The sequence below is a fragment of the Streptomyces longispororuber genome, from assembly GCF_024448165.1.
In the GTDB taxonomy this organism is placed as follows: domain Bacteria; phylum Actinomycetota; class Actinomycetes; order Streptomycetales; family Streptomycetaceae; genus Streptomyces; species Streptomyces longispororuber_A.
The window spans coordinates 1-15,887 of the sequence record NZ_JAMOLN010000227.1 but is presented as its reverse complement, the minus strand read 5'-3'; the positions used below and the strand labels follow the sequence as shown (position 1 = coordinate 15,887).

Genomic DNA, 15,887 nt, shown 5'->3' with positions numbered 1-15,887 from the left:
TTGTACCACTGGGGACCGGGGGGGTTCTGTGCGGCAGGGGGGATTAGTCGGCCCTTTTCCGTCGGCGCGCGGGCGTCTGACGAACGGGGTCATCAGTCAGCCCGCGAAGGACTGGGAGCAGCGGTACCGGCGTACCGTGATCACCAGCGACACCGTGGCCACGGCCATGGTCGTGGCCTCGATCGGCAACTTCTTCGGGGTCAGGGACGCGGCCAACTGGCACGAGAAGTGGGGCATTCTCGCCTTCGGCACCGAACTCCTGGTGCTGGGAGCGCTCGCGGTGAGCAGGGCCTGGGCGCCGGCCGTCCTCGGCCAGGGCGCCGAGGAGTTCCGTCGGCTCGGCCGCTCGCTGTTCACGGCGACCGTCGTGCTCGCGCTCGGCGGGATCGCCCTGACCTCGCGCAACATCAAGCTCTGGATCTTCGTCGCGATCCCCGCGATCGCGCTCGTCACGATGACCGAGCGGTATCTGCTCCGCCTCTGGCTGCACAAGCAGCGCAAGGAAGGGCGCTGCCTGAGACCGGTGCTCGCCGCCGGCAGCCCGGCCACCGTGCGCGACCTGATCGTCCGCACCCGCAAGTTCCCGCACCTCGGCTGGCGCGTGGAAGCGGTGTGCACCCCGGACGGGCTCGGTCTCGACGGCGACCACCTGGACGGCGTCCCGGTCGTCGGCCCGCTCACCGACGCCGCCAACCACGTCCACCGCGACGGCTACCGCGTCGTCGCCGTCACCCCGGCCCCGCACTGGTCCCCGGACCGGCTGCAGCGGCTGGCCTGGAACCTGGAGGGCAGCGACGCAGAGATGGTCGTGGCCCCCGTGCTGATGGAAGTGGCCGGACCGCGGCTGCACGTCGACGCGGTGCTCGGGATCCCGCTGCTGCGGGTCAGCATGCCGACCTTCACCGGCGGCCGCCGGGCGATCAAGGGAGTCGTCGACCGGCTGGGCGCGGCGTTCCTGCTGGTGCTGTTCGCGCCGCTGATGACGGTCGTCGGGATGCTCGTACTGATGGACAGCCGGGGCGGCGCGCTCTACCGCCAGCGCCGGGTCGGCAAGGACGGCCGCGAGTTCACCATCTTCAAGTTCCGCACCATGGTCACCGGCGCGCACGGAGCACGGGCCGAGCTCGCCGAACTCAACGAGGGCGCGGGCCTGTTGTTCAAGCTCCGCCGCGACCCGCGGGTCACCCGGGTGGGATCGGTACTGCGCCGGTACTCGCTCGACGAACTCCCGCAGCTCTTCAACGTACTCACCGGATCGATGTCGCTCGTCGGCCCGCGCCCTCCGCTGCCGGAGGAGTCGGCGGCGTACGGCCCGGACATCCGGCGGCGGCTCCTCGTCAAGCCGGGACTCACCGGCCTGTGGCAGATCAGCGGACGCAGCGACCTGCCGTGGGAGGAAGCGGTCCGGCTCGACCTGCGGTACGTGGAGGACTGGTCGCTCGCCCTGGACGCGGTGATCTTGTGGAAGACGCTGCGCGCGGTACTGCACGGGCAGGGGGCGTACTGATGCGCGGGGACGGGGGGCGCCGGTCGACCGGCGCGCGGACCGCAGGCCACCAGGGCCTGCATGGGGGGAGGAACGAGTCATGAGAGTCAGCGTCTTCGGACTCGGCTACGTGGGCTGCGTGTCGGCCGCGTGCCTGGCCAGCATGGGCCACGAAGTCATCGGCGTGGACGTCAACCAGGTGAAGGTCGACCTGGTCAACGACGGCAAGGCGCCGGTGGTCGAGGAACGGATCGGGGAGCTCACCGCCGACGTCGTACGGACCGGCGCCTTACGCGCCACCACCGACGTCCGTGAGGCGATCCTGGGCAGCGAGGTGTCGCTGATCTGCGTCGGCACGCCCTCGGAGGCCAACGGCAGCCTGTGCACCACCTACTTGGAGCGGGTCACCGAACAGATCGGGACCGCGCTCGCCGAGCGCGGCGGACGGCACACCGTCGTGTTCCGCAGCACCATGCTCCCGGGCACCTGCCTGAACCTGCTGCTGCCGATCCTGGAGAAGACCGTCGGCGGCACCGCCGGCGTCGACCTCGGCGTCGCGGTCAACCCGGAGTTCCTGCGCGAGGGCACCAGCGTCCGGGACTTCTTCGACCCGCCCAAGACCGTCATCGGCGAACTCGACCCGGGCAGCGGCGACGCGGTGGCCGCCCTGTACGAGGGCCTGCCCGGCGAGGTGTTCCGCGTGCCCGTCCAGACGGCCGAGGCGATCAAGTACGCGGACAACGCCTTCCACGGCCTCAAGATCGGCTTCGCGAACGAGCTGGGCGCGGTCTGCCAGGCGCTCGGCGTCGACCCGCACCAGGTCATGGACGTGTTCCTCGCCGACCGCAAACTGAACGTCAGCCCCGCGTACCTGCGGCCCGGGTTCGCCTTCGGCGGCTCCTGCCTGCCCAAGGACCTGCGCAGCCTGGTGCACGCCGCGCAGCGCGCCGACGTCTCCGTGCCCATCCTCTCCCACGTGCTGCCCTCGAACTCCGCCCATCTGCAACGCGCGGTCGAGCTGGTCGAGCGCACCGGGAAGCGGCGGGTGGGCCTGTTCGGCCTGTCCTTCAAGCCCGGCACCGACGACCTGCGCGAGAGCCCGCTCGTCGAGCTGGCCGAGCGGCTCTTCGGCAAGGGATACGACCTGCGGATCTACGACGCCAACGTGAGCCTCTCCCGGCTGATCGGCGCGAACCGCGAGTACATCGAGACTCGGCTGCCGCACCTCGCGCAGCTGCTCGCGGACTCCGTCGACGAGGTGCTGGAGCACGCCGAGGTGTGCCTGGTCGGCACCAAGGACCCGGCCGTGCTCGCCGCGCTGCCGCACGGTGACGACCCCGTGATCGTCGATCTCATCCGCCTTCCCGACGCCGAGACGCGCCGGACCGAACCGGGGTACATGGGCCTTGTCTGGTAAAGCACGCAGCACCGAAGCAAACGGCACCGAAGCGAACGGCACCGAAACACGTGGCACGGGAGTACCCGGCACCGCGGCAAGCAGCAACGCGGCGGGCGGCAACGACGGTCACGGCCGGCGCGCGCTGATCCTGGTGGAGAACCTGTCCGTGCCGTTCGACCGGCGGGTCTGGCAGGAGTGCACGACCCTGCGCGACGCGGGCTGGACGGTGCACGTCATCTGCCCCCGCGGAGAGAAGCGGGACACGGAACCCGAAGCGGTGATCGACGGGGTGCGGATCCACCGCTACCCGCTGCGCGCGGCCACCGGCGGACCGGCCGGCTACCTGCGCGAGTACGGCTCGGCGCTGTGGCACACCGCCCGCCTCGCCCGCACGGTCGGACCCGTCCACGTGGTCCATGCCTGCAACCCGCCCGACCTGCTGTTCCTGGCGGCGCGGTGGTCGCGGCGGCGCGGCGCACGGTTCGTCTTCGACCAGCACGACCTGGTGCCCGAGCTGTACCTGTCCCGGTTCGACCGCGGCAAGGACCTGCTCTACCGCGCCGTGTGCGCACTGGAACGGCGCACCTACCGCGCCGCGGACATCGTGCTCGCCACGAACGAGAGCTACCGGGACGTCGCGATACGCCGGGGCGGACAGCGCCCGGAAGACGTCTTCGTGGTGCGCAGCGCCCCCGCGGTCGAGCGGTTCCAACCGGTGCCCGCCGAACCGGAGTTGAAGCGCGGCAAACCCCATCTGCTGTGCTACCTGGGCGTCATGGGCCCGCAGGACGGCGTCGACTACGCGCTGCGGGCGCTCGCGAAACTGCGCGACTCCTACGGCCGGACCGACTGGCACGCCGTGTTCGTCGGATCGGGCGACGCCTTCGACGCCATGGTCGAGCTGTCCCGGGAACTCGGGCTGTCCGACCAGGTGCAGTTCACCGGCCGGATCCCGGACGCCGACCTGGTGCGCTACCTGTCCACCGCGGACGTCTGCCTCTCGCCCGACCCGCGCAATCCGCTCAACGACGTGTCGACCATGAACAAGGTCCTGGAGTACATGGCCATGGGCCGGCCGATCGTCTCGTTCGACCTCCGCGAGGCCCGCGTCTCCGCCGGCGACGCCGCCGTCTACGCGCGCGCCAACGACGAGGACGAGTTCGCCGGGCTGATCGAGGAGCTCCTCGACGACCCGGAGAAGCGGATCCGGATGGGCAAGACCGGTCAGGAGCGGATCACCGGAGAGCTGTCCTGGGAGAACTCCCAGGCGTCGCTGCTCGCCGCCTACGCCGCTGCCTGCCGTGACCGCGGCACGACGCCGGCGGGCGACCCGGCGCGCACAGGGAAGAGGCCGGGCAGGTGAGCGAGGACACGATACGCCTGGTCTCGATCGGGCGGATTCTCCGACGGCGCTGGCGGCTGCTCGCCGTCGTCGCCGTGGCGGGCGCACTCGTCGGCCTCGGCGCCTCGGTGCTGGTGTTCCCCCCCAAGTACACGGCGACGGCATCGATCCTGCTGCCGGGCCAGTGGGAGGAGCGGGAACTGCTGACCGAGGTGGACGTCGCGACCAGTTCGTCGGTCGTCGACCGGGTGGCCGACTCCCTCGACTGGAAGGGCGTCACCGGCAACGACCTGCGGGACAGCGTGGCCGCCAAGGCCGCCGACGGGAACATCATCAAGCTCACCGGCACGGCCGAGACCCCGCAGCGCGCCCAGCAGCTCGCCGACCGGCTGGCCAAGCAGTTCGTCAGCTTCGCCGCACAGATCTCCGGCGGTTCCACCGACGCCGACGCCGCCACGGGCACCGAGGCGCTGCGCAAGAAGGTCGTGGAGACCAACCGCCGTATCACCGACCTGGCCAACGCGGCCGACCCCGGGCAGAGCGTGGAGAGCGTCCAGGCCCGCACCGCCCTCGAAAAGCTGCGCACCTCGCTGGAGGAGGCCATGACCAAGCTCGACCAGGCCGACCCCGCGAACGACAAGGCCGGCATGGTCGTCATGGGTCCGGCCGCCCGGCCGACCAGCGAGGCACCGCCGACGAGGACCCAACTCGTCGTCGGCGGAGCGCTGCTGTTCCTGCTCGCCGCGGTCATCGGCCATCTCGTCGGCGCCCGGTCGAACCGCCGCCCGCGCACCGGACCGGAGATCGCCGCGGTCCTCGGCGGGCCGCTCCTCGGCACCGTGGACGTCCCCGCCGAACGGCACCCGAGCCGGCCGGAGGCCCGGGGCGCACGGGCCCGGATCCGCGCGTTCCTCGGCATCGACACCCGCTGGGACACCCCGGCCCCGCAGCCCTCGGGCGACGAGGCGGGACGGCGGATCCGCTACCGGCGGGTCTGCACCCACCTGCGGGACCAACTGCCAGGACCCAGGCGACTGCTGGTCGTCGTGCCGGACGGCGACGACACCGCCCGCCGGGCCGCCGAGCAGCTCGTCACCGAGGCCCAGGGCGATATGGCCCTGCGGCTGGTGGAGGTCTCCGTGGACCGGCCGACGGTGCCGGACCGCGGCCCCGAGTGCGGCGCCCTGATCGTCCTCAGCGCGGGCAGCAGGACCGCCGAGGAACTCGCGGACCTCGCCGAGGCGTGCGCGGACGGCAGACACGACGTCGTCGGCACCGTCGTCGCGGACCGGGTCCAGGCCCGCCAGGACCGCTCCACCGGCAGGCCGCCGGACCAGGCCACCCCAGCACTCGCGGTTCGCGGTCACGCGACAGGAGGTTCAGTGTGACGACGAGCAAGACATCGGAGTCGTCCGCCTCCGCTCCCCTCCTCGACCTGCACGCCCTCGTGGTGGCGGTCCGCAGGCGCCGCCGCCTCTGGTGCGCCCTGGCGCTCCTGGGACTGCTGGCCGGCGCGGCCCTCGCGGTACTGAAGCCGCCACCGCCGAGCGCGACGGTGAAGGTGCTGGTCGCACACGCCGAGGACCAGCCGAACGACACCGGCACGCTGATCCGCACCGACGTCGAGGTCCTCGGCACCACCCGCATCGCAGGCCAGGCGCTGCGGACCCTCCACTCGTCGGAGAACCCCGAGGACTTCCTGCGGGACTACCGGGGCACCGGCCTGACCAACAACCTGCTGCAGATCGACGTCGCCGGTGACAGCGACGCGGACGCCGTGGCCCGGGCCAAGGCGCTGGCCGACGTGTTCATCGCCGATCACGTGCAGCGCATGCGGAGTGCGGCGAACGCCGAGGCCAAGGCCCTGCTCGACCAGCGGGACCGGATGCGCACCGAACTCGCCGAGGTGAACAAGGAGATCGGCAGCCGGTCACCGGACACGGACGCGAACGAGTCGGCGAGCATCGAGACGCTCTTCGCCCGCCGCGCCGAACTCAACTCGCGCATCGCCGACTTCGACCAGCGCGCCGCGGAGGCCCGCACCGGCACACCCAAGGTCATCGCCGGCACCCAGGTCGTGGACGCCCCGCGCGCGGTCCGGCACTCCCTGCCCAAGACCGCCGCGACCAACGCCGGGATCGGGCTCGTCCTCGGCCTCGTCCTCGGCCTCGCGCTGGCCGCGGTCGGCGTCGTGGTGGCCGACCGCCCCGTACTGCGCCGGGACATCGCCGCGAACCTCGGCGCCTCGGTCATCGCGGAACTGCCGCACCGCTCGGGCAGGCCGTGGCGGCGGCGCAGGACCCGGGCGACCCGCGAACGGCTCACCGCCCACCTCGCCCGGACCGTGCGCGGCTCCACCGACGACGTCTCCCTCCTCGAACTGGGCTGTGCGCGCGGCGCGAGCGTGATCGCGCTCGGCCTCGCCGGAGCACTGGCGACCGAGGGACCCGTGACCGTCGTCGACGGGCTCCCCGGATCGCAACTCGCCGGCCGCGCACCGAAGTCGGGGAACGTCACCGTGGTCGGCGGCGAGCGTGCCGCGACCGTGTCGCACCAGGAGCGCCGGCTCGGCGTCGGCTCGGTGGCACCCGGCACGGCGTGGACCGACCTCCAGTACCTGGGCACTCAGACCGTGCTCGTGGTGCGGGCCGGGCACGGCAGCGCCGCCTGGCTGCACACCGTGGCGCGCCAGCTCGCGGACCAGCACATTCCGGTGATCGGAGTGGTGCTGATCGACCCCGACCCGCGGGACAGGACCGACGGCACGCTGTGGGACGGGCTGCAGACCGCGCTCCGCGGCCGCAGCGAGGGGCCGACCCGGCAGAACGGGACGGGCCGGCAGGCGGAGCGGCTGCCGGCGTGGGCCGCACGCGGCGCCGACAACGACCAGGAGGGCCGCTAGCACATGTGTGGCATCGCAGGCACGTACCGCTGGCCGGACGGGAAGGTCGTGACCGACCGGCTCACCGAGACCCTCGCCCACCGCGGCCCCGACGGGTCGGGCCGGTACAGCCACTCCGTCGGCGACGGCGAGGTGCACCTGGGGCACCGCCGACTGGCCATCATCGACCTGTCGGGGACCGGCGCCCAGCCGATGGTCTCCGACGGTCTCTCCCTCACCTACAACGGAGAGCTGTACAACGCGCCCGCACTGCGCGCCGAGCTGACGGCCGCCGGCGTCCGGTTCCGCGGCACCTCCGACACCGAGGTGCTGCTGGAGGCCTGGCGGCGCTGGGGCACCGACTGCCTGCCCCGGCTGCGCGGCATGTTCGCGTTCGGCGTCTTCGACGAGCGCACCGGCGAACTGGTCCTGGCCCGCGACCAGTTGGGCATCAAGCCGCTGTTCCTGCTGCGGCGCGGCACGGGCCTGGTGTTCGCCTCCGAGCTGAAGGCGCTCGCCGCCGCCACCGGCGGATCCCTCGAAGTGGACCACGCGGCACTGGTGGCCTCGCTCCTCTACTACTGGGTGCCCGACTCGCGCTGCGCGTTCCGTGAGGCGGAGAAGCTGCCGCCGGGCAGCTGGCTCCGATGCCGGCCCGACGGCAGCGTGCAGCGCGGCCGGTTCTGGAACCTGAAGGACGTCGCCGCCGAGGGCCGCGAGCGGGCCCTGGCCGGGGAGCGCCCCGACCTCGCCGCCATCGTCGAGGAGTCGACGAAGCAGCACCTGCTCTCCGACGTCCCCGTCGCGACCTTCCTCTCCGGCGGACTCGACTCCAGCTATCTGACCGCGCTGGCCGCCCGCCACCAACCCGGCATCTCGGCCTACACGATCGGATTCCGCGCCGAGGACGCCCGGTTCGAGGCGATGCCCGACGACCTGCGCTACGCCCGGCAGGTGGCCCGGCAGTTCGGCGTCGACCTGCACGAGATCGAGATCGCCCCGGACGTCCTCGACCTGCTGCCGCAGATGACGTACCACCTGGACGAGCCGATCGGCGACCCCGCCGCGATCAACACGTACCTGATCTGCTCGGCCGCCCGGGAGGCCGGGGTCAAGGTGATGCTCTCCGGGATGGGCGCCGACGAGCTGTTCGCCGGGTACCGCAAGCACCTGGCCAACCTCCTCGCCGTGCGCTACCAGCGCGTGCCGCGCCCCCTGCGGCGCGGCGTGTCCGCGGCCGTGGACCGGCTGCCGGTCGCCACGGCCCGCCGGGGCTACCGGTCGGTGCGCTTCGCCAAGCGGTTCCTTTCCTTCGCGGACCTGCCGGAGGAGACCGCGTTCCGGCGCAGCTACACCATGTACGACCAGGAGGAGCTGCTCGCCCTCGTCGATCCCGACCTGGCCGGGACGGTCGACGACGTGCTGACCGAGCACGCGGACGTCTACGCGGACAACGACCTCGACGACTTCGTCAACCGCATGTGCCTGGGCGACGCCCGGATGTTCCTGCCGGGCCTCAACCTCGCGTACACGGACCGCTCCAGCATGGCCGCGTCGACCGAGGTGCGCGTGCCGTACGTGGACGTCGAGGTGGTCAGGGCGGCGTTCGCGTTCCCCGGCGACCGCAAGATCGTCGGACGGCAGGGCAAGGCCGTCCTCAAGGAGGCGGCCACCTCGATCCTGCCCCGGGAGATCGTCTACCGGCCCAAGGGCCTGTTCAGCGCCCCGCTGCGGGCCTGGATGAGCCGCGATCTGGCACCGCTGGTCCGCGAGGTGGTGAACGACGGCGAGCTGGTCAACTCCGGTCTGCTGCGCCGGGACGCGCTGGCCCGGATGGTCGCCGAGGACGCCGCCGGGCAGCGGGACTTCTCCAAGCATCTGTGGCATGTGCTGACCCTCGAGTACTGGTATCGCGGCGCGACCTCTGGCTCCGGCCAGAGCCAAGCGGCCTGACGGCGTTGAGAGTGGAATCAAGAGGAGCTCGGGTGAAACAGGTTGTCCAGAACTACAAGAGCGGCGAGCTCGCGGTGCTCGACGTGCCGGCGCCGGCCTGCAAGCCGGGCGGCGTGCTGGTGCGCACCGCCTATTCGCTGATTTCGACCGGGACCGAGCTCATGAAGGTGTCCGAGGCGGGCATGTCGATGGTGGGCAAGGCCCGCTCGCGCCCCGACCAGGTCGCCAAGGTCATGCAGAGCGTGGCCACGAACGGGGTGCCCGCCACCTACCGCAAGGTCATGGGCAAGCTCGACTCCTACACCCCGCTCGGCTACTCGCTGTGCGGCGTGGTCGAGCAGGTCGGCGCCGGGATCGACGACGTCAAGGTCGGTGACCTCGTGGCCTGCGCGGGCAACGAGCACGCGCTGCACGCCGAGCTGAACTGGGTGCCGAGGAACCTCTACACGCCGGTGCCGGACGGCCTCGCGCCCCGGCACGCCGCGTTCGGCACCGTCGGCTCGATCGCCCTGCAGGGCGTCCGCCAGGGCGAGTCCAGGCTCGGCGAAGTGGCGCTGGTCATCGGCCTCGGCCTGATCGGACAGCTGGTCGTCCAGCTCCTCGTCGCCTCGGGCGTGCGCGTCGTCGGGGCCGACCCCGACCCGGCGCGCTGCGAGCTCGCCGAGCGCCTGGGCGCCGCGGCCTGCGGCGACCCCGGGTCGCCGGCCGTGGAGTCCGCCGTCGCCGAACTCACCGGCGGGCACGGCGTGGACCAGGTGTACCTGGCCGCCGGCGGCGGCAGCAACCAGCCCGTCGAGCTTGCCGCCCGGCTCTGCCGGGACCGCGGCCGCGTCGTCGACATCGGCAAGTGCCGCCTGGACCTGCCGTGGAACGCGTACTACGAGAAGGAGCTCGACGTCCGCTTCTCGCGCAGCTACGGCCCCGGGCGCTACGACCCGGAGTACGAGCTGGAGGGCCGCGACTACCCGATCGGCTACGTGCGCTGGACCGAGCGCCGCAACCTGGCGTGCTTCCTCGACCTCGTCGCGCGCGGCGACGTCGACGTGGAACCCCTGGTCTCCCACGTCGCCGACTTCGACGACGCCGTCGAGACGTACCGGAGCCTGAAGGACGGCGAACTCAAGGCCGTGGCCGTCCTGTTCCGGTACCCCGAGCAGGAGACGGAGACGCGGGCCCCGGAGATCACCGTGCCCGCGACGCCCCGCACCGCGCCCGCCGCCCCGGCCCGGTCCGGCACCTCCCCGGTCCGGCTGGCGTTCGTCGGCGCCGGGAACTACGCGGCGTCGATGCTGCTGCCGCACCTCGCGCAGCGCGAGGGCGTCGCCCTGCAGACGGTCGTCACCACGACGGCCCTGTCCGCGGCCAACGCACAGCGCAAGTTCGGCTTCGCCGAGGCGACCACCGACCTCGACGCCGTGCTCGACGACAAGACCGTCGACGCGGTGTTCGTCGTCACCCGGCACAGCTCCCACGCCGAACTGACCCGGCGGGCGCTCCTCGCCGGAAAGGCCGTGTTCGTGGAGAAGCCGCTGGCCCTCTCCGAGGAGGAGCTCGCCGGGGTCCTGGCCGCGGTGGAGGAGTCCGGCAACGACCGGCTGCAGGTGGGCTTCAACCGCCGGTTCGCCCCGCTGCTCCAGGAGGCCAAGCAGCGCTTCGGCGCCCGCAGCGGTCCGGCGAGCCTGCGCTACCTGGTCAACGCGGGCCGGCTGCAGCACGGCAGCTGGTACCTCCAACAGGGCACCGAGGGAAGCCGGTTCGCCGGTGAGGGCGGCCACTTCATCGACACGGCGAGCTGGCTGCTCGACGCCGACCCGGTCTCGGTGTACGCCGTCGCCACCCCCGGCAACGACGACCTCCAGATCGTCCTGCGCTACCCCGACGGGTCCACCGCCACCATCAGCTACGTCACCACCGGCGCCGCGGGCTTCCCGAAGGAGACGCTCGACCTCATCGCGGACGGCAAGGTGCTGCGGCTCGACGACTTCGTGCGCGCCTCCGTCCACGCCCGCAAGCGATGGGTCAGCTCGCGGCTGCCGAAGGCGAGGGACAAGGGCCAGAACGCCGAACTGGCCTCGTTCATCAAGGCGGTGCGCAGCGGCGGCCCGATGCCGGTGTCACTCGACTCGCTGGCCGCCACCACCGCGGCGACCCTCGCCGTGCAGTCGGCGCTGGCCGCGGGTGCGCCGGTGGCGTTGGAGAAGTCGCGATGAGCATGAGCGTGGGCTGGTACCTGCGGCGCCTGTCCCGGATGGGGCCGCGGGAGGCCGGCGGCCGGGCCGTCGACGTGGCGCGCAGGCGGCGGTGGCGCACGGCGCGGCCGACGTGCCCGCCGGTGACCGGCGCCCGGTTCACCGCGGCGCTGCCGCCCGGGACGATCGCCGCGATCGCGCCGGACGCCGCGAAGCGCCTCGTCGTCGAGGCGGACCGGCTGATGTACGGGCACGTCGAGTACTTCGGGGTGGTCCGCGACGACCTGACCGACCCCGACTGGTGGTACGACCCGAAGACCGGCCGCCGGGCACCGTTCGGCTATGCCTTCGGCCTGCCGTACCGCGACGAGGACGCGGTCGGCGACATCAAGCAGATCTGGGAGCTGTCCCGGCACCAGTACCTGACCGTGCTCGCCGCCGCCTACGCGATCACCGGCAACGAGCGGTACGCGGAGCGCGTCGCCGAGCACCTGCGGTCGTGGTGGGCGGCCAACCCGCCGCTGCGCGGCGTGCACTGGATCAGCGGCATCGAGCTGGGCATCCGCCTGCTGTCCTGGGTGTGGGTGCGCCGGCTGCTCGACGGCTGGCCGGGCGCGGCCGAACTGTTCGAGGGCAACCCGGTGGCGCAGAACCAGATCTGGCACCACCAGCGGTGGCTGGCCGCGTTCCCCAGCCGGGGGTCGTCGGCCAACAACCACGTCATCGCCGAGACCGCCGGGCAGTTCGCGGCGGCCTGCGCGTTCGGCTGGTTCCCGTCGTCGGAGCGCTGGCGGGACCGGGCACTGCGCTCGCTGGACCGGCAGCTGCGCGCCAACACCTTCCTGTCCGGGCTCAACCGCGAACTGGCCAGCGAGTACCACGGCCTCGTCCTGGAGCTGGGCCTGGCCGCCGTGGCCGAGGCGGACGCCGCGAGCGTGCCCGTTCCGGCGACGACCCGGCTCGTGCTGCTGCGGATGACCGACGCGCTCGCGGCCGTCGTCGACAGCCGGTTACGCCCGCCGCGCCAGGGCGACGCCGACGACGGGCACGGTCTGGTCGTGGACGGCGCGGGCACCGAGCGGTGGGGCTCGCTGCTCGCCACCGGGGACGCCGTCTTCGGCCGGCTCGCCTGGTGGCCGGAGGTGACCGGCACCGACGTGCGCACCCCGCTGCTCGCCGCGCTGATCCGCCCCGGTGTCCCCGGCGCCAGGAAGCCGACCCGTCCGGCGGCCCGCCCCGCCCACTTCGCCGACGCCGGGCTCACCGTGCTACGCGGACCGGGCGAGATCTGGTGCCGCTGCGACGCGGGCCCGCACGGCTTCCTGTCCATCGCCGCGCACGCCCACGCGGACGCCCTGTCCGTGGAGGTCCGGCACGACGGCGTCGACGTGCTCGCCGACCCGGGGACGTACTGCTACCACGGGCAGCCTGAGTGGCGGCAGTACTTCCGGTCGACCATCGGCCACAACACCCTGGAGCTGGACCGCGCGGACCAGTCCGTGTCCGGCGGCCCGTTCCTGTGGACCCGGCACGCCGACAGCCGCGTCCTGACGGCCGACACCGCCCGCTGGCAGGCCGAACACGACGGATACCAGGGCTCCGTGCACCGCCGCAGCGTGGAACTGGCAGCGGAATCAGGGGAGTTGACGGTGGTGGACGAGGTGCGGGGCCCGCGCCGCGACGTACGCCTCGCCTTCCACCTCGGCCCGGAGATCACCGCCGACCTCACCGAGAACCGCGCGGTGCTCACCTGGACCCGGGACGGCGAGGACCGCTCCGCCGTGCTCGACCTGCCGGGGCAGCTGTCCTGGCAGGCGCACCGCGGGCAGACGGAGCCGCCGCTCGGCTGGTACTCCGCAGGCTTCGGGCGCAAGGAACCCGCCACCACGCTGATCGGCACCGGCGTCGCCGACGGCGTGCGGGGGTTCACCACCGTGCTCAGGTTCGACGGCTAGGGGGCTCGCGTGGGGATCAAGAGGCACGGGGCACCCGCGGCGGCGGCACTGACGCTCGCCCTGCTCGTGGTGACCGGCTGCACGGGGACGTCGGACACCCCGGCGAAGCCGAAGGGCTCGCCGTCCGGGTCCGGGGCCGCCACGGCCGGGGCTCCCGCGTCGGTGGCGACGACGGCCAAGGTGTGCGCCAAGCCCGGGCCCGGTCCCGCGAAGCCGCCGAAGGGCGCGGTCACGGTCGACCCCAAGGTGGTCAACGACCTGTACACGAAGACGCAGAAGAGCCCGCCGAACACCACGTTCTGGCTGAAGCCCGGCAAGCACCTGCTGGAGAAGGCGCAGTACGCCCAGGTCATCCCCAAGAAGGGGGACCGCTACCTGGGTGCGCCGGGGGCGGTTCTCGACGGCCGCAAGACCAACCAGTACGCGTTCGGCGGCCACGCCTCCGACGTCACCATCAGCTCCCTGACCGTGCAGGGTTTCGTCCCGCCGCAGGACGAGGGCGTGGTCAACCACGGCTCGGCCGACGGCTGGGTGATCGAGCACTCCACGATCCAGTACAACTCGGGCGCCGGGCTGATGACGGGAGCCCGCCAGCAGATCCGCGGCAACTGCCTGCGCGGCAACGGCCAGTACGGCATCAACGGCTACAAGGAGGGCGACTCCATCCGTGGCCTGGTGGTCGAGGGCAACGAGATCGTCGGCAACAACACCGACGACTGGGAGAAGCGCAGGCCGGGCTGCGGCTGCACCGGAGGCATGAAGTTCTGGGCCGTCAACGGCGCGGACATCCGCGGGAACTGGGTGCACGACAACCTCGGAGCCGGGTTCTGGGCGGACACCAACAACAACGACTTCCTCATCGAGAACAACCTGTTCGAGAACAACAACGGGGCCGCGCTGATCTACGAGATCAGCTACAACGCGATCATCCGGAACAACACGATCCGGCGGAACAACTGGGTCGAGGGCCGCAGGTCCGCCGACCGCGGCGACAACTTCCCGTTCGGCACCGTCTATCTGTCCGAGGCGGGCGGCGAACCACGGATCAAGGCCCGCACGGACAAGATCGACGTCTACCGGAACGTGCTGGAGAACAACTGGAACGGCATCACCCTGTGGGAGAGCGCCGACCGGTTCTGCAACAGCCCCGCCAACACCTCGGGCAGCTACTGCACGCTGCTGGTGAAGGACACGGCCCGCTGCAAGAAGCCCGCCATCGCCGACCCGCCGCTCTACGACGACTGCCGGTGGAAGACGCAGCGCGTGGACATCCACGCCAACCGCTTCCTGCTGGACAAGTCCGTGGTCAAGTGCGAGGACAAGTGCGACCGCATGGCGGTGCTCGCCAACTACGGCACGTACCCGAAGTGGTCGCCGTACAAGGGCCTGCGGGTCGCGCAGGCGATCACCCGCAAGCAGCACAACCGCTGGCACGACAACACCTACCGGGGGCCGTGGACGTTCGTCGTCCAGGACCCGAGCCAGGCACTCGACCGCGCGCAGTGGCAGAGCACGCCCTACCGGCAGGACGCGGGCAGCACCTTCCGGTCACGGGACGGTGGTTGAGGTGAGCGAGCGCACGCCGAAGACCGTCGGGATCGCCTGGGCGCTGCTGGGCCTCAACACGCTCGGCTCCGCCGGGGCCAAGACCATCGTCACGATTCCCCGTTCCCTCATCCAGATGGTCACCATGGGCGCGCTGGTCGCCGCGTTCGCGCTGGCCCTCGCGGCCAACCTCCGGCTGCGCATCCGGCCGACCGCCTTCGTGTTCCTGCTGAGCCTGCTGCTGGTGCCCAGCGTGATCTCCAGCGCCGACCTGGAGTCCGGGTTCGGCGCGCTGTTCCGGTGCGCCCGTCTGACCCTCTTCGTCGCCACCCTGTGGCTGCTCAGCCGCTGGTGGGACGGGAGCGACACCTTCGTCCGCTTCCACATCCGGATGTACTGCGCGGCTCTCGCGACGGCCGCCGCCGGCCTGATCATCTCGCCGGGCGCGGCCATGCCCGAGCTGTACGGCGGACGCCTCGTCGGCGCCCTGTGGCCGCTCACCCCGCCCCAGATCGGACAGTACGCCGCCGTGATCATCGGGCTCACCGTGCTGCTCCTGCTGGGCCGCAGGACCGACCGGAGGACCGCCGCGGTGATCATCGTGCCGTCCTTCGTCCTGCTCGCTCTCACCCACACCCGGACGGCGACGGTGGGCATGCTCCTCGGTCTGGTGCTGGCCATCGGCTCGCTCGTGCTGACCAGCGCCGCCGCCCGCCGGTTCTTCGCCTGGTCGGTGGTCGTCGCCACCGTGGCCGGCGTCGGGTTCGCCTCCGCGATCCAGGCGTGGTTCCTGCGCGGCCAGAGCAAGGAGTACTTCACCAGCCTCACCGGCCGCGCCAAGGTCTGGGACGCGCTGCTCGCGGCCCACCGGACCACCGTGGAGCAGCTGTTCGGCACCGGCCTGGGCGACAAGTCCTTCGGCGGACTGCCGATCGACAACAGCTGGCTGGCCGTCTACAACGAGCAGGGACTGATCGGCGTCGGCATCGTCGCGGCCCTCGTCCTCGTCCTCGGCACCGTCGCCCTGCTGCGGCCACCGTCGCTGGCCCGGGCCTGCGCGATCTTCCTGATCAGCTACGTCGCGATCTCCTCGTACACCGAGGCCGGCCTCGGCGACGCCTCGGCGTACCTGCTGCA

At 72.1% G+C, this 15,887-nt stretch carries 10 protein-coding genes; all 10 read left to right on the top strand.

Translation table 11 applies throughout. From position 1 onward, the window contains the following. The first annotated feature begins 28 nt into the window (after window positions 1-28). Entirely contained in the window at window positions 29-1,507 is a 1,479-nt protein-coding gene (locus M4J07_RS40270) for a sugar transferase (RefSeq protein WP_255980781.1), read from the top strand. Between the two features lie 79 nt (window positions 1,508-1,586). Further along, complete coding sequence (locus tag M4J07_RS40265) at window positions 1,587-2,903, top strand: nucleotide sugar dehydrogenase (protein ID WP_255980777.1); 1,317 nt, start codon at window positions 1,587-1,589, stop codon at window positions 2,901-2,903. 124 nt (window positions 2,904-3,027) lie between these two features. Beyond that, complete coding sequence (locus M4J07_RS40260; RefSeq protein ID WP_255980779.1) at window positions 3,028-4,248, top strand: glycosyltransferase family 4 protein; 1,221 nt, start codon at window positions 3,028-3,030, stop codon at window positions 4,246-4,248. After that, a complete protein-coding gene (locus tag M4J07_RS40255; RefSeq protein WP_255980775.1) occupies window positions 4,245-5,615 on the top strand; it encodes a Wzz/FepE/Etk N-terminal domain-containing protein in 1,371 nt (456 codons plus the stop codon). The genes M4J07_RS40260 and M4J07_RS40255 overlap by 4 nt, the downstream gene beginning before the upstream one ends. Then, on the top strand, window positions 5,612-7,129 hold the full coding sequence (locus M4J07_RS40250) for a Wzz/FepE/Etk N-terminal domain-containing protein (RefSeq protein WP_255980773.1): 1,518 nt from the start codon (window positions 5,612-5,614) through the stop codon (window positions 7,127-7,129). Before M4J07_RS40255 ends, M4J07_RS40250 begins: the two co-directional genes overlap by 4 nt. A 3-nt stretch (window positions 7,130-7,132) precedes the next feature. Beyond that, window positions 7,133-9,061, top strand: coding sequence for an asparagine synthase (glutamine-hydrolyzing) (gene asnB / locus M4J07_RS40245; protein WP_255980770.1), 1,929 nt, complete (start codon window positions 7,133-7,135; stop codon window positions 9,059-9,061). A 32-nt stretch (window positions 9,062-9,093) separates the two neighbouring features. Next, complete coding sequence (locus tag M4J07_RS40240) at window positions 9,094-11,271, top strand: bi-domain-containing oxidoreductase (protein WP_255980768.1); 2,178 nt, start codon at window positions 9,094-9,096, stop codon at window positions 11,269-11,271. Further along, window positions 11,268-13,205, top strand: coding sequence for a heparinase II/III family protein (locus M4J07_RS40235; RefSeq protein WP_255980767.1), 1,938 nt, complete (start codon window positions 11,268-11,270; stop codon window positions 13,203-13,205). The genes M4J07_RS40240 and M4J07_RS40235 overlap by 4 nt, the downstream gene beginning before the upstream one ends. 9 nt (window positions 13,206-13,214) lie before the next feature. Beyond that, entirely contained in the window at window positions 13,215-14,771 is a 1,557-nt protein-coding gene (locus M4J07_RS40230) for a right-handed parallel beta-helix repeat-containing protein (protein ID WP_255980765.1), read from the top strand. A 1-nt stretch (window position 14,772) separates the two neighbouring features. Beyond that, the coding region (locus tag M4J07_RS40225) for an O-antigen ligase domain-containing protein (RefSeq protein WP_255980763.1) at window positions 14,773-15,887 on the top strand (1,115 nt) is incomplete at its 3' end.